The organism is Streptomyces sp. NPDC044002, from assembly GCF_056434525.1.
On sequence record NZ_JBWKEZ010000010.1, the window covers coordinates 11944 to 31625 of the forward strand.

The window sequence follows — 19682 nt, forward strand, 5'->3', positions numbered from 1 at the left end:
TGGCTGCACCGACGGGTACGGCCCGCCGTCGAAGTCGGCGGCGGGCCCTGCCGCTCACCGGTCAGCCTGGACCGTGCCGGGCCTGAAGCGGATCGGGGCCTGGAAGCGGGCCTTGCGGGCGGCGCGGCGGAAGACGGTGAGGACGGCGGGGCCGGCCAGGCAGATGCAGACGAAGTTGGTGACGGCCCGCCCCGTGTCCCAGCCGAGGGAGGTGGCCAGGTCGAAGGCGAGGTAGCGGTGGAACTGCTCGGTGAAGGGAAGGCCGGGCAGGTAGGCGATGGAGCTGTTGGGGTCGAGGGAGAAGGGCCAGAAGGAGAGGTTGAGGAGGAAGCCGAAGAGGTAGCCGGAGACGGATCCGTAGACGGCGAGCATCGCGACCTCCTTGCGGCCGGAGGCCTTCGGGAGGAAGCCGGCGAGCATGCCGACGAAGGCGCAGCCGAACATCTGGTACGGCATCCAGGGCCCGACTCCACCCGTGATGAGGGCGGAGGCGAAGAGGGAGGTGCAGCCCAGGGTGAAACCGAAGCCCGGGCCGTAGACCCGGCCGGCCAGCACGAGGATGAAGAAGACGGTCTCGATCCCGGCCGTGCCCGCGCCCAGGGGGCGGATGGCCGCGTTGACGGCCGACAGGACGCCCAGCATGGCCAGGGCCTTGGAGTTGATGCCGCCCTCGGCGATCTCGGAGATCACGACGCACAGGACGATGACGAGCAGGACGCCGAAGATCAGCGGCGGGGCATAGTTCGAGCCGAACTTCCCCGGGGCGACGAGGAAGGGCCAGAAGAAGGCGACGGTGCCGAGGAAGGCCGCCATGGCGATGACCGCTCCGGCCCGCGCGTTGATCCGGACGGCTGGGGCGCGTGTGGTCATGAGGCCGGGTCCGTCCCGTGGTCGGTGAGGGTGGCGGCCGCCTGGGCGACCGTGAGGTAGGGGAGCGGGGCGAGGATCTTCGCGGTCTGGGGGGCGAAGACCGGGGAGGCGACGATGACCTCGGTGGTGGGACCGTCGGCGACGACGTCGCCCTCCGCCATGACGACGACGCGGTCGGCGGCGCGGGCGACGAACTCGACGTCGTGGGTGGAGATCACGACGGCCCGGCCCTCGGCGGCGAGGGCGTCGACGATGTGGATCAGCTCGCTCTTGGCTTGGTAGTCGAGGCCGCGCGTGGGCTCGTCCAGGAGCAGCAGGCGGGGGGCGGCGGTCAGCTGGATCGCGAGGACGAGGGCGAGCTTCTGGCCCTCGGACAGGTCGCGGGGGTGGGTGGAGCCGGGGATGCCGGGTGCGAGCCGGTCCAGGATGGTGCGGGACCGGATCCCGTCGGCGGTGACTCCGGACTCGGTGTCGGCCTGGTCGAGTTCCTGTTCGACGGACTCCAGGTAGAGGAGGTCGGTGGGGGTCTGGGGGACCAGTCCGACCAGCCGCCGGGCGTCGGCGGCCGACAGCTTCCGCGGGTCGAGCGGCTTCGGGTCGTCGGGAGTGACGACGGCCACCGAGCCGGCCCTGCGCGGTCCGGAGCCCTGGAGCGCCCACAGGAGGGAGGACTTGCCGGAGCCGTTTCGGCCCATGAGGGCGGTGATCTCACCGCCGTGCAGGGTCAGGTCGACCTCGCGGACGGCTGGCACGCCGTGGTAGGTCACGGTGATGCCGCGCGCGGCGAGGAGTTCCGGCCGGTCCGCCGCCGGGGCAGGGCGGACCGGCGGGGGAACGGTGCCGGCCAGCCGGGTCCGCAGGGGGGCCGCGGCCCGGCGGGCGTCGCGGATCGAGAGCGGCAGCGGGGTCCAGTGCGCCGCGCGGCCCAGTTCGACGATGGGCGGGGCGATGGAGGAGGTACGGAAGACCTCGGCGGGTGTGCCGGAGACGACGCGGCCGTTGCCGGGCAGGTGGATGACGCGGTCCGCGTACTGGACGACGCGCTCCAGGCGGTGCTCGGCGAGCAGGACGGTGACGCCGAGGTCGTGGACGAGGCGGGTGACGGCGGCCAGGACCTCCTCGGCGGCCGTGGGGTCCAGTGCGGAGGTGGGCTCGTCCAGGACCAGGATCCGGGGGTGGGAGGTGAGGACGGAGCCGATGGCGACGCGCTGCTGCTGGCCGCCGGACAGCTCGTGCAGGGCGCGGTGGCGCAGGTCGGCCAGGCCGAGGAGGTCGAGGGTCTCCTCGACGCGCTTGCGCATGGTGGCCGGGGGGACGGCCAGCTGTTCCATGGCGTAGGCGAGTTCTTCCTCGACGGTGTCGGTGACGAAGCCGTCGAGGGGGTCCTGGCCCACGACCCCGACGACGTCGGCGAGTTCGCGGGGCGGGTGCTGGGCCGTGTCCCGGCCGTCGACGAGGACGCGGCCGAAGAGGGTGCCGCCGGTGAAGTGCGGGACGAGGCCGTTGACGGCGCCGAGGAGAGTGGACTTGCCGGCGCCGGTGTGGCCGACGACCAGGCAGAGTTCGCCCTCCTCGACGGTGAGGTCGACGTCGCGCAGGACCGGTTCGGCCGCGTCCTCGTACTGGACGGTGACCTGGTCGAAGGTGATCACTTGGGTTCCTCGGTGCGCTGGGGCGGGACGGCCGCACGGGCTGACGCGGTCGGCGGCGGGGCCAGGAAGCCGGCGGTCCCCGCGAGGAGGACCGCGGCGGCCGGCACGAGCGGCAGGGTGGGCCAGCTGAGCGGATAGATGGAGGGGTTGAGCTCGGCCGCGTTGAAGCCGACGTTCGCGAAGAGCAGGACGGCGGAGAGCACGCCGCAGCCGGCGACGGCCCATTCGGGGAAGCGCCATGGATCGGGCCGGTAGCTGGTCCGGGTGATCCGGCGGCCGCCCAGGCGCAGCCCGGCGAAGCACAGCACGGCCCCGGCGCCCATGGCCGGGAGCCCGAGCGGCTTCGGCGCGGTCGCGTCGAGCAGTCCGTACGCCCCGGCGCACAGGCCGCACATGCCGAGCAGCATCAGGGCGCCGGTCAGGCGGCGGGAGCGGCGGGTGGCGGTACCGGCCCGGCCGTAGCCGCGGGAGTCCATGGCGGCGGCCAGGCGCAGGGACCGTTCGAGGGCGTCCTCCAGGACGGGAACGATGACGCCGCGCAGGGCGCGCAGGCCCTTCGGGCGTCCTGCCCGGAGCCGCTTGGCGCGGTGGACGCGCTGCACGCTCTGGACGAGCTGCGGGGCGACGCTGAGGGAGACGGTGACGGCCACCCCCAGCTCGTACAGGGCGCCGGGCAGGACACGGAGGGCCCGTTTGGGGTTGGCGAGGGTGTTGGCGGCGCCGATGCAGCACAGCATGCAGGCGAGGCGGAGCCCGTCCGTCGCCGCGGAGAGCAGGGCTTCCAGGGAAACGGGCCCGCCGAGCTGGATGCCCGCGTACCAGTCGGGCGTGGGGATGCGGGGCAGGGAGAAGAGGAAGTGGTCGCGGGGGGTGATGCCCGTGGCGAAGACCGCGCGGAAGGTGACGCGGATCGTGACGACGGTCAGCGCGAGGTACAAGTAGTACTTGAAGCCGCGGGCCCAGGGCGCCTCGGTGCGTCGCATGGTGATGACGTAGCCGAGGACCGCGAGGACGAGGAAGAGCAGCAGCGGGTTGTTGGTGCGGCTCACGGCGGTGGCCAGTGCGAGGGCCCAGATCCACCAGGCGACGGGGTGCAGGGTGCGCGGCAGGCGGCGGCCGCCCGTGTCCGGCGCGGTGCCGGACGGGGAGGCCTTCGCCGCCTGCGTCGAGGTGGTGGTGCGTGGCACGCCGCTACTCCGTACGACGGCGGCGCGCGGCCGCGTACACGGCCGCGGCGCCGATGAGCAGCACCAGCGCACCGGTGGCGACGGCGGGCAGGTACGAGCCGGCATCGTGCTTCGCATCGGCGGCGGGCGCCGCTTCGACCACCTGGGGGCCGGGCGCGGCCACGGCCGGAGCACCGGACGAGGACGGTGGCGCGGAGGGCGCGGGCGGGACGCTGTCCGAAGGGCTCGCCAGGGCCGGGGGACTTTCCGGTGCCGCGGGGCCGGGCGGCGTCGCCGTCGCCGTCGCTGTCGCCTGCGGGCCGGCCGGAGGCGGGTTCTCCGGCCTGGGCCCGGTGTTGACGTCCGGCGGCAGCGGCGCCGCGGTGCGGGTGTCCTGGGGCGCGGGGACCCCGGTGGGCCGGGTGTTCTTGGCGCGGAGCTGATCGGGGGTGACGGTGGGACGGCCCTCCGTGCCTTCGACGTTCGTGCCGCCGAACATCCACAGATCGACGCTGCCCGGCTTCGGCTTGTAGAGCATGGCGCCCAACTGGCTGTACTCCCAGGCGTTCTGGCCCGGATCGGCGTGCCAGTACGACCAGTAGGCGGACGCCGGCGGGGTCAGGACGCAGTCGTCCTGCTGCGGGGTCGGGTACTGCTTGCCGCCCTGGTGTCCGCTGTAGCCGATCCGGCAGATGAAGGCAGGTCCGTCGTGGCCGGTGCCGGTCGTGGCCCAGCCACCCTGGTTGAGGAGCTCGTGGCCCGTCGTGGGGGTGGTGCCGCAGGAGCGGTAGACGGGGCCGCCCCAGTGGCTGAAGTCCACGGCGAGGACGACCCCCGAAGAGGTGGTGCACTGAGCCATCGGCTGCGGCGCGGCGCCGGCCGGGGCAGCGGTGGCGGCGAAGGCCGCCACCGTCAGCCCCAGCGCGGCGGCGGCCCGGGCGAAGGCGCGCACGGCGCGGTCGCGGCTCATGCTCCCGCTCCCGGCCGGCGGTGGCGCTTCGCGGCACGGGTGACGCCCCAGCCGCCGAGGGTCAGGACCAGCGCGGCCGCGGCGAGCGTGCCGACCCGGGCTCCGGTGGACGCGAGGGGACCGCCACCAGCCCCGGAGCCACCCGCGGAGCCCGTGCCGCCGCCGTTCTCGCCCGGCGTCACGATGACGGGCGAGCCGTTGCCGCCCGAGGTACCACCGGACGTTCCTCCGGAGATGCCGGGCACGGGCTGGGGGGTGGTGCCGGTCAGGTCGCGGGTCAGCGTGCCGAAGGAGATGCCGGTGGCGCCGCCGACGGCCTGGGCGGAGGCGCGGAGGTCGGAGCCGGTCTGGCCGCCCTTGGCCACGTTGAAGCCGCCGTCGCCGTTCTGCTGGCTCGCCAGGAACGCGCGGGCCTTGGCGATCTGGGCGCCGTACTTGGGCGCGTCCAGCGACAGCCCCTGGACGGCCAGGGCCGCGGAGTTGACGGAGTTCCCGGCGGCGCCCGGGAAGCCGCCGTCCTCCTTCTGCTGGGTGGCCAGCCAGGCGAGTGCCTTGTCCACCGCCGCCTGGGAGCCGGCGTCGGGCAGCAGGTCCACGGTCATGGCGGCCATGGCGGTCGAGTCCACTTCGGGGCCGCTGGGTTCGCCGATCAGGCTGACCCAGGCGCCGGACGGGGTCTGGAGGCTCTTGAGGTAGGCGGCCGGATCGGCCGCGGCGGCCTTCTCGCCGGCGCGGAGCTGGGCCATGACACCGAGGGACTGCTTGAAGACGGAAGTGGCGTAGGCGTAGTTGCCCTTGGCCGCGCACTGCTGGACGGTCGAGGTCTTCGCCTGGCAGGTGATCTTCGCGAGGGCGGCGATCAGGTCCTGGCCGCCGAAGTTCCGCGGATCGCGGCCCACGGCCTGGGCGAGCACCGCCGCCTTGCCGATGGAGCCGCCGTTCTCGTACTTGGTGCCCACGAGGGTCCAGTCGTGGATGCCCCGCTTCTGGCCGTCCTTGCCGCCCTTGTCCATGAAGTCGACGATGTTGCGCAGGGCGGCGTTGTCCCCGCCTGTGGCGGCGAGCGCGTACGCGCCGTCGATGGTCAGGCCGTAGTCGGCGAATCCGGATTCGGGCCGGCTCTCGTAGAAGCGGCCTTGGACCAGGCGGGAGGGGGCCGTCAGGTACGCGGCGCCCTTCTGCAGGTCGGGCCCTTCACCGGCCGGCGGTGTGCTCGGGGTAGGTGGCGTGGTCGGGGTGGGTGGAGTGGTGGGGGTAGGCGGCGTGGTCGGGGTCGGCGGTTCGGCCGGCTTGGCGGTCAACGAGACGAGGTCACCGCCGGCGCCCGCGAGGGCAGCCGCCGCGGTGGGGTGGAGCCTCGGCTCGGTGTCGTCCTCGGCGAAGCCGAATCCGCCCGCCGGGAGCTGGTGCCCGGAGAGCCAGGAGACGCCGGCGTCCGCGAACGCCTCGTCGCCGAGGGCGCGCAGCGCCTGGGCGGCCCAGGCGGTGGCGGCCGGGTTGCCGGTCGTCTCGTAGGAGACCGCGGGCCAGGCGCCGGTCGCCAGCTGGGACCGCTTCAGGTGGTTCCGGGCCTTCTGGAGCACCGCCTCGTGGCCGCCGGCCCGCTCCAGGGCCAGGGTGATCAGGCCGGTGGCGCCGGCCTCGCTCTCGCACCCGGGACTGCCGGGCCGGATGAGGACGCTGGTGAATCCGCCGTCCTCGCACTGCAGGGCGGTCAGCCGGGCCACGGAGCCGGGGGGCGGGGTCATACCCGCGTTGACCAGCGCGATCATGGCCATGGCCTGGGCGTCGGCCTGCCCGGTCGTACGGAAGTCGCCCTTGGTGAAGCAGCCTTCGACCGTCTCGCCGTCGCCGATGTCGCGGGGGCAGGCGTACGTGACCAGGTCGCCGAGCAGGTCGTGCCCGCCGAACGCGCGCGGGTCCTTGCCGGTGGCCTCGGCGACCAGCGCGAGCCGGGCCGCGGCGGTGGCGTCCGGGATGCCGTCCCTGCCGGCCGGGTAGGCGTACGCGTCCGTCTGCGCGGGCGTCGCGAGGAAATCGGCGGTCTTCTTCGCCGCCGGGCTCTTGCGGTCGGCCGCCGCGAGGGCGAAGACGGCCTCCGTGGAGAGGAAGTGGTTGGGGGCCGTGGAGCCCTCGTCGACGACGCGCTCCCCGTCCGTCAGCGTCCCGGTGACCCAGCGGGCGGCCGCGGGTACGTCGATGCGTCCGGCCGGCACCCGGGGCGGGGCCATCGGGACGGTGGGGTCGGGGGTGGAGTAGCCGCGGACGTCGTCCGGGGAGAAGGACGGCCTGCCCTTGGTGCCGGCGATGTCCGTGCCGCCGTACACCCAGGCCTCCACGTCGCCCGGCTTCGGGTTCCGGGCCATGGCCCCTTGCTGGCTGTAGGACCACTTGCGCTGCCCGGGCGAGGCCGTCCAGTACGACCAGTAGGCGGTGGCCTGGGGCGTGAGGACGCAGGGTTCCTTGTCGGGGGTCGGGTACTGGGTGCCGGTGCCCTTGCCGATGCGGCAGAGGAAGGCGGGCCCGTCGTGGACGGTGCCCGTCATGGTGAACCCGGCGGTCTGCAGCAGCTCGTAGCCGGTGGTGGGGGTGGTGTCGCAGCCCTTCTCCACCTTGCCGCCGAACGGGCCGAAGTCCACGGCGACGATCGCCCCGGTGGTGGCCGTGCACCGCTCGATCGGGTCGGCCGAGGCAGGTGCCGCTGCGCCGGCGAAGGCCGCGCTCGCGGCGAAGGCCAGCAGCGCCGCCGATACGAGCGACAGCAGCCCCTTGCTTCCCGGGTGTCGCTCTGCTTGCTGTGCGGTCCCCACCACGGCCCCTCGTGTCAGCCGGGCGGACCAGTGCGTGGCAAAGGGCTCCACAGCCCGTGGGGCCACGGGGGAGCCGTTTCGAACCACGCCGTAGTCCGCGACGGCGTTTCTCGCTGCAGAATCCGGCTCCAGGCATTCCGACTCGCCCGGCGGTGCCGGGCCTACGGTTGCGGGTCAGCGCCGGATTTCGACCGGCTTCCCCTGGAGCTGAGTGCTTATCGGTCGGAGTGGACCACGCGGATTGACACACCGTCAAGGTGGTCTGCGTCTCACGCGGCAAGGCACGAGAACCCTCTGACGGATCCACCGCGCATCGGCTGGCAGACCCTTGATCACTCGGGTAGCGTCCTGGGCTGCCACATGGGGGAACCCGGTGCGAATCCGGGGCTGACGCGCAGCGGTGTGGGACGGCAGGGGGCCGTCACCGAGCCCGAATGCCCATCTGGCGAGGCACATCTCAAGCCGTACCACGCGTTCGGACGGCCGCCACCGAGCTCCGGGCTGCCCGCCTGCGAGAGCTGCGGTCGGGTCGGCGTCCCTCATTTCCAGGAGCAGGCCATGTCCCGTATCCGTACCCCGCGCCGCCTCGTGTTCGTGGCGCCCGCCGCGCTCGGCGCGCTCGTCCTGACCACGCTGCCCGCCTCCGCGACCTCCTCGCCCGCGCAGATCGCCACGTCCAGGACGAACGGTGTGAGCTATCTCAAGTCCCTTCAGGCTGCCGATGGTTCGTACGCGGGCAGTGGCCTGTCCAACGAGTGGGCGTTCGGTGCGTTCGCGGCAGCCGGCACGGCCGTCGCCGACGTCTACCCCGGCGGCGACACCACGAAGAACGCGCGCACCGTCTACCGCAACCTGCTGTCGACGGCGGGCTGGCCGCAGGCCTCCCCGGTGGTCACCGACTACGAGCGCGGCACGCTCAACGCCTACGCCGCCGGTATCGACCCGGCGCGCGTCTCGGCCTCCCGCAATCTGATAGCCGACATCTACTCGTACTGGCAGACGGCCGAGGCCGGTTACTTCGGCCCGTCCGGGAACTTCAACGGCACCGTCTTCGCGGCCCTTTCGCTGGGCGGAGCCAAGACCCAGGCCGGAGGTGCCCGGGTACCGCAGGCGCTGACCGACTCGATGGTCACCCGCATCCGTGCCAACCAGCACGTGGACGGCGGCTGGACCTTCAACAAGGCCGAGGGCAACCCGACCGTCCTGAACTCCGCGAGCGACGTCGACATGACCGGTGCGGCCATGGCCGCCCTGTGCGTGTCCGGTGTCCCGAACACCGACGCCGACGTCGTCCAGGCGAAGAACTTCCTCAAGAGCAGGCTCGTCTCCGGTAGCGGCGCGTTCAACTCCCTCTACGGGGTCAACACCAGCTCCAACGGCTGGGGCGTCGCCGGACTGAACGCCTGCGGGTTCAACCCGCAGACGGGTGCTTTCCTCACCGGCAGCGGCAAGACCCCGATCGATTTTCTGATCGCCAATCAGTACAACCCGGCGGGCGGCTTCAAGTACAAGCCCTCCGACACCGCGCCCTCGGCCTACTCCTCCATCGACGCGCTGCGTGCCGTGGCCGGCGGAGGCTTCACCACGGCCCCGCCCGTCCCGGTCACCCCCGGCGCCCCGCAGTGGGTGTCCCAGTCCGCCTTCACGGCCGGTACGGCGACGAAGCTCGCGCTGACGGTCGACGACGGGGCCGGCAGCCTCAAGGTCTGCTCGGTGGCGTTCACGCCGACCGGTACGACCACCACGCTCGGCGACGTCCTCGACGCGGCGGTGACCGCCGCCGCTCCGTCCGGTTGCGTCACCGGCGTCACGCCCTCGTCCGGCACCGGCACCGTCACCGACGTCAACGGCAAGGCCAACAGCGGCTCCGGCACGTGGAAGGTGAGCGTGGACGGGTCCTCGTTCGCCGGCGCCGTCCGCGACAAGGTCGTCAACCTGGGCGACACCATCGCCCTGCGGTGGGGTTCCTGACTAGAAGGACGTCCAGGTGAAGGACACCTGATCGCCGGCATTGAGCTTGAACTGGCAGCCGCCCACCGGCGTGGGGGTGCCGTTGACGGCGATGCTCCAGTAGGCGGAGCCGCCGCCGCTGACGTCCTTTATGGTGTCGACGGAGAAGTCGTCGAAGGACGTGTACCAAGTACCGTCCCACGCGAAGTAGTTCAGGCGGGCCGCGTCGTCGAGCGCTGCGGTCGGGGTGGGGACCTTGGACGGGTTGGCGCCGCCGTTGGTGCCGTCGCACTTGTGGGTGCCGCCCGTGGCCGTCGTGACGTCGTGGCCCTTGGTCTTGATCTTGCCCTTGAACAGCAGCCCGTCGGGGCCCTGAACGGTCAGGCCGACCTTGACGGCCGCGTTCGTGTTCGGCTGGGGGGCGGCCTCGGCCACGGCCGGAGCGCCGGCGAGAGCGAGCCCGAGGGCGACCGCGGTGATCACGGAGCGGCGGGCGGGGAACTGGCGCATGACGCCTTCTTCCTGAGAGGGACGAGGGTCTGAGCCGAGGTCCCTCCGCCGCACGTGCCCGTCCCCCTGCCCGTCTCCGTGAGGAAACGGGCAGGGGTCGCCGACCCGGGGTGGGGGCTTCGCGCTGCAGACCATGACAGTGGGAAGCAGTACGCATCGCACCCCGGGTACTCCGACTCGCGGTGCCCTCCGGGCCCCGCACACGGTTGCAGGTCAGCGCCGGATTCCCACCGGCTTCCCCCAGTTGTGCATGCATTCGGTTGTGAGCTCCCGCCGCGCGGGCCGGAGCAGAACGCATCGTACGACCTGGTGGGCGTGGGCTGGAAGCGGGTTCTGTGAGATGGCCCGTCCGTGCGTCGGCCCTGGACTTACTAGGACGTCCAACTATATGTTCGTGGCACAAGGTCCGCGGTGCAGGGAAGCCGGTGTGAGTCCGGCACGGTCCCGCCACTGTGACCGGGGAGTGTGCTGCCATCCACACGCCACTGACGAGGTCTGTCGGGAAGGCGGGCGGCACGCGGGGATCCGGGAGTCAGGATACCGGCCGCGGATTGTTCCGTGTTGTCCACGAGGATGGAGCAGACACGCATGGCACCGGTTTGTACCCACGACCCTGGTGATCCGGCGGAGCGCGCACACACCGATTCGGCGCGCTCGTAGTTCTCACGGCAGTCCGCAGCGGCGCACCCCCACCCGAGTGCGGTCCGTCGGCCTGCCGTGCCATCCCCGGATCCAACCTGACGAGAGCAGGCATCCATGGTCCGTGAACTCACCCATTTCATCGGCGGAAAGCACACCACCGGCACCTCCGGGCTCTTCGCCGACGTGTACGACCCCAACACCGGCTCCGTCCAGGCCCGCGTACCGCTGGCCGGGCGCGCCGACACCGAAGAGGCGATCGCCAACGCCGAAGACGCACAGGCGGAATGGGGGAAGTGGAACCCGCAGCGCCGGGCCCGCGTCCTGCTGCGGTTCCTCCAGCTCGTCGAGGGCGAGCGGGACAGCCTCGCGCGGCTGCTGTCCGCCGAGCACGGCAAGACCGTCGCCGATGCTCACGGGGACCTGCAACGCGGTCTGGAAGTCGTGGAATTCGCCGCCGGCGTCCCCCACCTCCTCAAGGGGGAGTTCACCGACAACGCCGGCACCGGCATCGACGTGCACTCCCTGCGCAGCCCCCTCGGGGTCGTCGCCGGAATCACCCCCTTCAACTTCCCCGCCATGATCCCGCTGTGGCAGGCCGCACCCGCCCTGGCCTGCGGCAACGCGTTCATCCTCAAGCCGTCCGAACGCGATCCGTCCGTGCCCCTGCGACTGGCGGAGCTGTTCCTCGAAGCCGGTCTGCCGCCGGGCGTCCTCAACGTGGTCAACGGCGGCAAGGAAGCGGTCGACACCCTCCTCGAAGACCCGCGCGTACAGGCCCTGGGCTTCGTCGGCTCCACGCCGATCGCCGCGCACATCTACGCCACGGCCGCCGCGCACGGCAAGCGCGCCCAGTGCTTCGGCGGCGCGAAGAACCACATGATCGTGATGCCCGACGCCGACCTGGACCAGGCCGTCGACGCCCTGATCGGGGCCGGCTACGGTTCTGCGGGCGAGCGCTGCATGGCCGTCTCCGTCGCCGTGCCCGTCGGGGAGGAGACCGCCGACCGGCTGGTCGCCGCCCTCAAGGACCGCATCGGCACCCTGCGGATCGGCCGGTCCGACGACCCCGACGCGGACTTCGGTCCCCTGGTGAGCCGCGACGCCCTCGACCGCGTGCGCCGCTACGTGGACATCGGCGTCGGCGAGGGCGCCGAACTCGTCGTGGACGGACGCGGGTTCACCCTGGACGGCCACGAGAACGGCTTCTTCGCGGGAGCGACGCTCTTCGACCGCGTCTCCCCGCAGATGCGCGTCTACCGCGAGGAGATCTTCGGCCCCGTCCTGTGCGTCGTACGGGCCGCCGACTTCGAGGAGGCGCTGCGCCTGCCCAGTGAGCACCCCTTCGGGAACGGCGTGGCGATCTTCACCCGGGACGGGGACACCGCCCGCGAGTTCACCCGCCGCGTCAACACCGGCATGGTCGGCGTCAACGTACCCATCCCGGTGCCCGTCGCCTACCACACCTTCGGCGGCTGGAAGAAGTCCGGATTCGGCGACCTGAACCAGCACGGGCCCGACTCGATCCGCTTCTACACCCGTACCAAGACCGTCACCTCGCGCTGGCCCTCCGGGGTCAAGGAGGGCGCGAGCTTCACCATCCCGACGATGGGGTGAACGCCGTGACCACCACCCTCACCGAGGACCAGCTCGCCCTCGCCGAGGTCACCCTCGACTTCGCCCGGGAACAGCTCGCCCCGCACGCCGTCGCCTGGGACCAGGACAAGCACTTCCCCGTCGACGTCATCCGGCGCGCCGCCTCCCTCGGCCTCGCCGGCGTGTACGTACGCGAGGAACACGGCGGCTCCGGCCTCAGCCGCAGCGACGGAGTGCTCGTCTTCGAGACCCTGGCGACGGGCTGCCCGTCGATCGCCGGCTACCTCTCCATCCACAACATGGTCGCCTGGATGATCGACCGGTACGGCGACGACGTCCAGCGCGCCCGCCGGCTGCCCGGTCTCTGCTCCGCGGCGACCCTGGGCAGCTACTGCCTGACCGAACCGGGTGCCGGTTCCGACGCCGCCGCGTTGCGCACCCGCGCCGAGCGGCGTGGCGACCACTACGTACTGACCGGCGTCAAGCAGTTCATCTCCGGCGCCGGCGCCTCGGACCTCTACGTGGTCATGGCACGGACGGGCGAGCCCGGCCCCGGCGGGATTTCGGCCTTCGTCGTCGAGCGCGACGACCCCGGAGTCTCCTTCGGCCCCAACGAACGCAAGATGGGCTGGAACGCCCAGCCGACCCGCCAGGTGGTCCTCGACGGCGTCCGGATCCCCGCCGGTCGGCGGCTCGGCGCGGAAGGCGACGGTTTCCGCATCGCCATGAACGGCCTGAACGGCGGCCGCCTGGGCATCGCCGCCTGCTCGCTCGGCGGCGCGCAGAGCGCCCTCGACCGGAGCCTGTCCTACCTGGCCGACAGGGAGGCGTTCGGCAGCCGTCTTCTGGACGCGCAGGCGCTCCAGTTCCGCCTGGCCGACATGGCCACCGAGCTCGCCGCCGCCCGGGCCCTGGTCCGGCAGGCCGCCGAAGCCCTGGACAGCGGCGACCCACTGGCCCCGCGCCTGTGCGCGATGGCCAAGCGTTTCGCCACCGATACCGGGTACGCGGTGGCTGACGCGGCCCTCCAGCTGCACGGCGGCTACGGCTACCTCAGTGAATACGGCATCGAGAAGATCGTCCGCGACCTGCGGGTCCACCAGATCCTGGAAGGCACCAACGAGGTCATGCGCGTCATCGTCGCGCGCGGACTCACGGAGACACTGCGATGACCAACGACAAGCCCGTGGACCACCACGACGACGAGGACGTCCTCGTGCGCGCCGAAGGCCGCGCCGGGTACGTCACCCTCAACCGGCCGAAGGCCCTCAACGCCCTCAGCCACCCCATGGTGCTCCGCATCGAGGAGGCGCTCACGGCCTGGGCGGACGACCCCGCGGTCGACCTGGTCGTCATCGAGGGCGCCGGAGACCGGGGCCTGTGCGCCGGGGGAGACATCCGTGCGATCCACGAGGACGCCCGCACCGGCGGAACCGCCTCGGCGGACTTCTGGCGCGACGAGTACCGGCTCAACGCCCTGATCGCCTGCTACCCCAAACCGTACGTCGCCCTCATGGACGGCATCGTCATGGGCGGCGGGGTCGGCGTCTCCGCCCACGGCAGCGTCCGCATCGTCACCGAACGCTCCAAGGTCGCCATGCCCGAGACCGGCATCGGCTTCGTCCCCGACGTCGGCGGCACCTACCTCCTCGCCCTCGCCCCCGGAGAACTCGGCACCCACCTCGCCCTCACAGGAGCCCCCGTCGGAGCGGCCGACGCGCTCCTGTGCGGACTCGCCGACCACTTCGTGCCCTCGGCCGCGCTGCCGGCACTGGCCCGGGAGCTGGGAGCGGACTCCGTCCGCGCCGTACTGGAGCGGCACGTGCAGGAGCCCCCGGCAGGGAGCCTCGCCGCCGCCCGGGAGTGGATCGACCGCTGCTACGCCGCCGACACCGCGGAGGAGATCGTGGCACGGCTGCTGGCCTCGGGCGTTCCTGCCGCGAAGGCCGCGGCGGACACCCTGGCCGCCAAGTCCCCGACCGCCGTGAAGGTCACCCTGGCCGCGCTCCGCCGGGCACGGCGGCTCGGCCCGCTGGAGCGCGTACTGGAGCAGGAGTACCGCGTCTCCTGCGCGGCACTGTCCTCGCCCGACCTGGTCGAGGGCATCCGGGCCCAGGTCATCGACAAGGACCGGAACCCCCGCTGGTCCCCTGCCGCGCTGGAGGACGTCACCCCGGCGGACGTGGACCGGTACTTCTCCCCGCCCGACGCGCACGAGCTGCGGCTCGTCGCGACCGCTTCGTCGCAGGAGGTCGTCTGGTGAGCAGCACCGTCGCATTCATCGGGCTCGGACACATGGGCGGACCCATGGCGGCCAACCTGGTCAGGGCCGGACACCGGGTCCTGGGCTTCGACCTCGTCCCCGAGCTGACGGCCGCCGCCGGCACGGCCGGAGTCGAGCCCGCCGGTTCCGCCGCCGAGGCCGCCGCCACGGCCGACGTGGTGATCACCATGCTCCCGGCCGGCCGCCACGTCCTCGCCCTCTACCGTGACCAGGAGCTGCTGGCCGCCGCCCGCCCCGGGACACTGTTCGTCGACTGCTCCACCATCGACGTGTCCGACGCCCGCGCCGCGCACGAGGCCGTCGTCGCGGCCGGACACCGGGCGCTCGACGCCCCGGTGTCCGGGGGAGTGGTGGGCGCGGAAGCCGCCACGCTCACCTTCATGGTGGGCGGAGGGGAGGCGGAGTTCGCCGCCGCCGAGCCGCTCCTCGACGCCATGGGCAAGAAGGCCGTGCACTGCGGCGCGGCGGGCGCCGGGCAGGCCGCGAAGATCTGCAACAACATGATCCTCGCCGTCTCCATGATCGGCGTCAGCGAGGCCTTCGTCCTCGCCGAGAGCCTCGGCCTGGACCACCAGGCCCTCTACGACGTCGCTTCCACCGCCTCCGGCCAGTGCTGGGCCCTCACCGTCAACTGCCCTGTCCCCGGGCCCGTCCCGACGAGCCCCGCCAACCGCGACTACCGGCCGGGTTTCGCCGCCCCGCTGATGGCCAAGGACCTGGGCCTCGCCGCGAACGCCCTGCGGGCCGGCGGGGTGGACGCGCCGCTGGGCCTCAAGGCCGCGGAACTGTACGCCGCGTTCGCCGGAGGCGAGGGCGCGGGCCTGGACTTCTCGGCGATCGTCCGCACCCTCCGCCCCGGCGGAACGAACCAGAACGGAACTCCCGCATGACCGCCTACGAGACCATCCTGCTCGAACGCAAGGGCCGTGTCGCAGTCCTCACCCTCAACCGGCCCGAGGCACTCAACGCCCTCGACCTCCAGGTCATGACGGAGGTCGTGGCCGCCGCGGAGCAACTCGACCGGGACCCCGAGGTCGGTTGCATCGTCCTCACCGGCTCCGCGAAGGCGTTCGCGGCCGGCGCCGACATCAAGGAGATGCGCCCGCAGAGCTACATGGACATGTACCTCTCGGACTGGTTCACCGCCTGGGACCGTCTTGGTCAGGTCCGCACCCCCACCCTCGCGGCGGTCTCCGGCTACGCCCTGGGCGGCGGCTGCGAGCTCGCCATGATGTGCGACATCCTGCTCGCCGCGGACACGGCGAAGTTCGGGCAGCCCGAGATCAAGCTCGGGGTGATCCCGGGAATCGGCGGATCCCAGCGGCTCACCCGGGCCGTCGGCAAGGCCAAGGCCATGGAGCTCTGCCTGACCGGCCGCACCATGGACGCCATCGAGGCCGAGCGCGCCGGCCTGGTCTCCCGCATCGTTCCCGCCGACGAGCTGCTCGCCGAGGCCCTCGCCGTGGCCACGACCGTCGCCGGCATGTCCAAGCCGGTGGCGATGATGGCCAAGGAAGCCGTGAACCGGGCCTTCGAGACCACCCTCACCGAGGGCATCCGCTTCGAACGCCGCCTGTTCCACGCGGTGTTCGCCACAGCCGACCAGAAGGAGGGCATGTCCGCCTTCGTGGACAAGCGCCCGCCGCACTTCACGCACGGCTGATTACGACCGGCACCCTCAACGGTGATCGTCCTGCCGGGTCCCTCCGCTCAGGCTGCCGAGCGGTAGATGAATATGATTGTCGTCGGCTAGTGTGTGCCCGCTCGCGCCGCGATACCTCCGGTCGGGCCGGGCGTGTTCCGCCGCGCCCCGACGGATGAAGAGCAAGGGGTGCAGCGTGGCTGACGGCTCGGGGCGACGGCGCCGGGCGGGGACGGGGGCGGTCGGCTCGGCCCTGGTAGGGGCCGTGGTGGTCGCGGTGCTCGCCGGACCGTGGGCGGAGCGGCTGTCCGGGCTCGCGGCGCTGGGAGCATGGCGCACCCTCCTGGTGGCCATCGTCGTACAGGGCGTGCCGTTCCTGCTCCTGGGCACCGTCGTCTCGGCGGCCATCGGCGCCTTCGTCCCCGCCCGGGCCTTCTCCAAGATCCTGCCCCGCAACCCGGTCCTCGCCGTGCCGGTGGCCGGGGCCGCCGGAGTGGTGCTGCCGGGGTGCGAGTGCGCCTCGGTGCCCGTCGCGGGCAGTCTGATGCGCCGGGGCGTGGCTCCCGCGGCGGCCCTGACGTTCCTGCTCGCCGCACCCGCCGTGAACCCGGTGGTGCTCGTCTCGACGGTGATCGCGTTCCCCGGGAAACCGGAGATGGCGGCGGCACGGTTCGGCGCCTCGCTCGTCACCTCGGTCGTCATGGGCTGGCTGTGGATCCGGTGGGGGCGTGAGGAGTGGCTGCGGCTGCCGGTGAGGCACGCGCGGCACGCACCCGGCGCGAGCGGGCTGGAGGCCTTCCGGCGCGGCCTGCAGCACGACTTCCTGCAGGCGGGCGGCTTCCTGGTGATCGGCGCCATGGCCGCCGCCACCTTCAACGTCCTCGTGCCGCCGTCCGTCCTGGAAGCCTTCTCCGGGTCTCCGTGGCTGGGTGTCCTCGTGGCGGCGGTGCTAGCCGTCCTGCTCTCGGTGTGCTCGGAGGCGGACGCGTTCGTGGCGGCCTCGTTCACCGGCTTCTCGCCCACCGCCCGCCTCGCCTTCATGGTGGTGGGCCCGATGGTCGACATGAAACTGATCGCCCTGCAGTCGGGGGCCTTCGGGAGGGCGTTCGCGGTGCGGTTCTGCGCCGCCACGTTCGTCGTGGCGATCCTGTGCTGCGCACTCGTCGGAGGTGTCCTCCTGTGACCGCACGACCACCCGCCGAAGCGGAACAAGAGCCCCTGCTGAGCGGACTCGGTTCGCCCCTGCTGCTGGTGCTGGCCGGCGCGGGCCTGCTCCACATCACGGTGCCCAACGAGGTGTACCTCCGGTACGTGAAGGAAGGGATGTGGCCGTACCTCGTCGCGTGCGGGGTCTTGCTGACCGTCCTGGGCTTCGCGGGACTGGCGGTCGAGCTGGCGAGCCGCTGGCGGGAGACGGCGGACGACGGCACGGAAGGGAGCGATGCCCACGGACACGGGCACGGGCACGGAGGTGCCAAGCAGGTGGCCTGGCTCCTTGCCGCACCCGCCCTCACGCTGATGTTCGTCGCCCCGCCGGCCCTCGGCTCGTACACCGCCTCGCGGGAAGGGGCCGCGTCCAGCGTCGAGCAGACCGGCTACGAGGATCTGGCGGACGCGCAGGTCACCCCCATGGCCCTGGAGGAGTTCATCGGACGCGCCGTACACGCGCCGAAGACCCTGGGCGGCCGCGAGGTCCGGCTACTGGGGTTCGTATCCCCCGGCAAGAGCCCGGACACCTGGTACCTCAACCGCCTGAAGCTCAGCTGCTGCGCGGCCGACGCGCGCACCCTCCGCGTCGAGGTGCACGGAGTGAAGGCACCCGCCAACGACACCTGGGCCGAGGTCACGGGCGTCGTCACCGCCGAGCCCGTCCCCGTCGAGAACCCCGTCCCGACCATGGAGGCCGGTGTCCTGAAAGCCGTCGCCCAGCCGCGCAACCCCTACCACGACGCGCCGCCCACGGACGGCTGAGCCCTTCATATCCTCGGCTCCGCCGCCGCACGGAGCACCCCGGCACGAACCACCGGCACATCCAGCCGGTCGGACCAAAGCCGGGCGGCGCGGTGTGCCGCCCGGGACGTGACGACGGTTGGTGGTATCTGCTGGTTCATCACGACTGGGGTACCGCATAGGAGCACACGGTGGAAGATCGCATCGCGGCGTCGGCGGCGGAAGTCTTCGACGAGCTGGGCGGCGAGTACGAGCGGGCCTTCGCGGGGCTGCCCGGTCAGCGCGAGGCGCTGAGGTGGCTCATGGAGCGGCTGCCGGCCGGGGCGAGCGTGCTGGACGTCGGCTCCGGCACCGGGCGGCCGGTCGCCGGGACGCTCGCCGACTCGGGGTTCCGGGTGACCGGCATCGACGTCTCCGCCACCATGGTCGAGCTGGCCCGCTCCCGGGTGCCCGGCGGCGATTTCCGGCTCGCCGACGTGCGTACGTTCGAGCCGGCGGAGCCCTTCGACGCCGTCTGCGCGTTCTTCCCGCTGCTGCTCATGCCGCAGCGGGACGTGGTGACATCGCTGGAGCGCATCGCGTCCTGGGTCGCCCCCGGCGGATACCTGCTGTTCGCGACCGTCCCCGGCGACCTGGACGAGACCACCCTCACGTGGATGGGCCGCCGCATGAACGTCAGCAGCCTGCCCGCCGGGGAATTCGCCGCCCGCCTGGAGGAGCTCGGGCTGACCGTGCTGCACCGCCACACCGCCACGTTCCAGCCCGACAGCAGCATCGCCGGACCCGAGGAGCACCTGTTCCTGCACGCCCGGCGCACCGGCCGGGTGGCCCCGCCCGCCCACGCGCTCCTCGGCCCCTACCCGCACCCCGCCCGTTACCGGGGCCCGCACGCCCTGAGCACCGCCGCGTGGGCCGCGTTCGAACCCCACTTCCGGCGCCACGACGTCGACTCGGTCGTCGACGCCCTCACCGGCTGCCGCCGCATCCTCGACGTCGGCGGCGGCACCGGCGCCGGTGTACGGGCCATCGCCGCCCGCCACGGTTCCTGCACCACCGTCGAGCCCAACCGGGACCGCGAAGCCGCGATCCAGCACCTGCCCGAGCACGGCGTCACCGTGCACCCGGGCCGCGGCGAACGCCTCCCGTTCCCCGACGGGGCCTTCGACGCGGTGACCGCGAGCTGGGTGCTCCACTACACCGACGACCCGGAGGCGGCGGTCCGCGAGATGCTCCGCGTCCTCGACCGGGACGACCCGCACGCACGGGTCGTACTCGTCCAGGGCACTCCCGACAACCACATGGTCGAACTCCTCAACCGGCACTGCGTGGTCCCGGCCGGGGAACAGGTCGACCACCAGGGCCACCTGCTCCACCTCGCGGCCCGGCAGTGCGTCGAAGCAGGACTGACCGACATCTCGTACCGGCGCGCGGACGCGGCCCTCGTCCCCGACCCCGGTGCCCCCGACCGGCAGGCCGCCCAGACGGCCCGGATCCTCGCCGACTTCTGGCACGCCCACCACCCGGACAACCCGGCGATGCGGGCGTCCCTGGAGCAGGACCTGCTGGCCCACTACGGTGCCGGCCACCAGGCCGTCGACGACGGCGCCGTCCTCCTCACGGCCCGACGGCCCTGACACGTCCGG

At 72.6% G+C, this 19682-nt stretch carries 15 protein-coding genes and 2 riboswitches; of the genes, 9 read left to right on the plus strand and 6 right to left on the minus strand.

The annotated features are described in order from the left end of the window. Positions 1–54: 54 nt before the first annotated feature. From AC07A6_RS10260 to AC07A6_RS10280, 5 genes are read right to left on the minus strand one after another with little or no spacing between them, the layout of a single operon-like run. On the minus strand, positions 55–870 hold the full coding sequence (locus tag AC07A6_RS10260; RefSeq protein WP_478776796.1) for an ECF transporter S component: 816 nt from the start codon (positions 868–870) through the stop codon (positions 55–57). Next, positions 867–2522, minus strand: a complete 1656-nt coding sequence (locus AC07A6_RS10265) for an ABC transporter ATP-binding protein (protein WP_478776797.1) — start codon at positions 2520–2522, stop codon at positions 867–869. Before AC07A6_RS10265 ends, AC07A6_RS10260 begins: the two co-directional genes overlap by 4 nt. Beyond that, a complete protein-coding gene (locus AC07A6_RS10270; protein WP_478776798.1) occupies positions 2519–3709 on the minus strand; it encodes an energy-coupling factor transporter transmembrane component T in 1191 nt (396 codons plus the stop codon). Before AC07A6_RS10270 ends, AC07A6_RS10265 begins: the two co-directional genes overlap by 4 nt. Before the next feature lie 4 nt (positions 3710–3713). Then, positions 3714–4658 (minus strand): hypothetical protein, encoded by a 945-nt coding sequence (locus AC07A6_RS10275; RefSeq protein ID WP_478776799.1) that lies wholly within the window; start codon positions 4656–4658, stop codon positions 3714–3716. Then, positions 4655–7468 carry a prenyltransferase/squalene oxidase repeat-containing protein gene (locus AC07A6_RS10280; protein ID WP_478776800.1) on the minus strand — a complete coding sequence of 938 codons (2814 nt, stop codon included), beginning with the start codon at positions 7466–7468 and terminating at the stop codon, positions 4655–4657. The genes AC07A6_RS10275 and AC07A6_RS10280 overlap by 4 nt, the downstream gene beginning before the upstream one ends. 321 nt (positions 7469–7789) lie before the next feature. After that, positions 7790–7928, plus strand: a riboswitch (cobalamin riboswitch). A gap of 98 nt (positions 7929–8026) precedes the next feature. Between AC07A6_RS10280 and AC07A6_RS10285 the strand changes: the two genes are divergently transcribed. Further along, entirely contained in the window at positions 8027–9439 is a 1413-nt protein-coding gene (locus AC07A6_RS10285; RefSeq protein ID WP_478776801.1) for a prenyltransferase/squalene oxidase repeat-containing protein, read from the plus strand. Here the strand turns inward: AC07A6_RS10285 and AC07A6_RS10290 are convergent, their stop codons facing one another. Beyond that, positions 9440–9928: a DUF4430 domain-containing protein gene (locus AC07A6_RS10290; protein ID WP_478776802.1), complete on the minus strand. Its 489-nt coding sequence runs from the start codon at positions 9926–9928 to the stop codon at positions 9440–9442. Positions 9929–10320: 392 nt separating this feature from the next. Next, positions 10321–10491, plus strand: a riboswitch (cobalamin riboswitch). 193 nt (positions 10492–10684) lie between these two features. Here AC07A6_RS10290 and AC07A6_RS10295 point away from each other — a divergent pair. From AC07A6_RS10295 to AC07A6_RS10330, 8 genes are all read left to right on the plus strand, one after another. Further along, a complete protein-coding gene (locus AC07A6_RS10295; protein ID WP_478776803.1) occupies positions 10685–12184 on the plus strand; it encodes a CoA-acylating methylmalonate-semialdehyde dehydrogenase in 1500 nt (499 codons plus the stop codon). Next, positions 12181–13335, plus strand: a complete 1155-nt coding sequence (locus AC07A6_RS10300; protein ID WP_478776804.1) for an acyl-CoA dehydrogenase family protein — start codon at positions 12181–12183, stop codon at positions 13333–13335. The genes AC07A6_RS10295 and AC07A6_RS10300 overlap by 4 nt, the downstream gene beginning before the upstream one ends. Next, positions 13332–14426: an enoyl-CoA hydratase/isomerase family protein gene (locus AC07A6_RS10305; protein ID WP_478776805.1), complete on the plus strand. Its 1095-nt coding sequence runs from the start codon at positions 13332–13334 to the stop codon at positions 14424–14426. The genes AC07A6_RS10300 and AC07A6_RS10305 overlap by 4 nt, the downstream gene beginning before the upstream one ends. Then, complete coding sequence (mmsB, locus tag AC07A6_RS10310; protein ID WP_478776806.1) at positions 14423–15337, plus strand: 3-hydroxyisobutyrate dehydrogenase; 915 nt, start codon at positions 14423–14425, stop codon at positions 15335–15337. Before AC07A6_RS10305 ends, mmsB begins: the two co-directional genes overlap by 4 nt. Further along, the gene (locus AC07A6_RS10315) at positions 15334–16110 is read left to right on the plus strand and encodes an enoyl-CoA hydratase (RefSeq protein ID WP_478776807.1); all 777 of its coding nucleotides are present in this window, start codon (positions 15334–15336) and stop codon (positions 16108–16110) included. Before mmsB ends, AC07A6_RS10315 begins: the two co-directional genes overlap by 4 nt. A gap of 154 nt (positions 16111–16264) precedes the next feature. Next, positions 16265–17272 carry a permease gene (locus AC07A6_RS10320; protein WP_478776808.1) on the plus strand — a complete coding sequence of 336 codons (1008 nt, stop codon included), beginning with the start codon at positions 16265–16267 and terminating at the stop codon, positions 17270–17272. Further along, complete coding sequence (locus AC07A6_RS10325) at positions 17269–18060, plus strand: TIGR03943 family putative permease subunit (protein ID WP_478776809.1); 792 nt, start codon at positions 17269–17271, stop codon at positions 18058–18060. The genes AC07A6_RS10320 and AC07A6_RS10325 overlap by 4 nt, the downstream gene beginning before the upstream one ends. A 170-nt stretch (positions 18061–18230) precedes the next feature. Continuing rightward, positions 18231–19673: a methyltransferase domain-containing protein gene (locus AC07A6_RS10330; RefSeq protein WP_478776810.1), complete on the plus strand. Its 1443-nt coding sequence runs from the start codon at positions 18231–18233 to the stop codon at positions 19671–19673. The last annotated feature ends 9 nt before the right edge of the window (positions 19674–19682 follow it).

Coding starts and splice junctions, on each gene's coding strand:
- AC07A6_RS10295 (WP_478776803.1), top strand. CDS start 10,685: ATGGTCCGTGAACTCACCCATTTCATCGGCGGAAAGCACACCACCGGC.
- AC07A6_RS10320 (WP_478776808.1), top strand. CDS start 16,265: ATGAAGAGCAAGGGGTGCAGCGTGGCTGACGGCTCGGGGCGACGGCGC.
- AC07A6_RS10260 (WP_478776796.1), bottom strand. CDS start 870: ATGACCACACGCGCCCCAGCCGTCCGGATCAACGCGCGGGCCGGAGCG.
- AC07A6_RS10315 (WP_478776807.1), top strand. CDS start 15,334: ATGACCGCCTACGAGACCATCCTGCTCGAACGCAAGGGCCGTGTCGCA.
- AC07A6_RS10290 (WP_478776802.1), bottom strand. CDS start 9,928: ATGCGCCAGTTCCCCGCCCGCCGCTCCGTGATCACCGCGGTCGCCCTC.
- AC07A6_RS10285 (WP_478776801.1), top strand. CDS start 8,027: ATGTCCCGTATCCGTACCCCGCGCCGCCTCGTGTTCGTGGCGCCCGCC.
- AC07A6_RS10305 (WP_478776805.1), top strand. CDS start 13,332: ATGACCAACGACAAGCCCGTGGACCACCACGACGACGAGGACGTCCTC.
- AC07A6_RS10275 (WP_478776799.1), bottom strand. CDS start 4,658: ATGAGCCGCGACCGCGCCGTGCGCGCCTTCGCCCGGGCCGCCGCCGCG.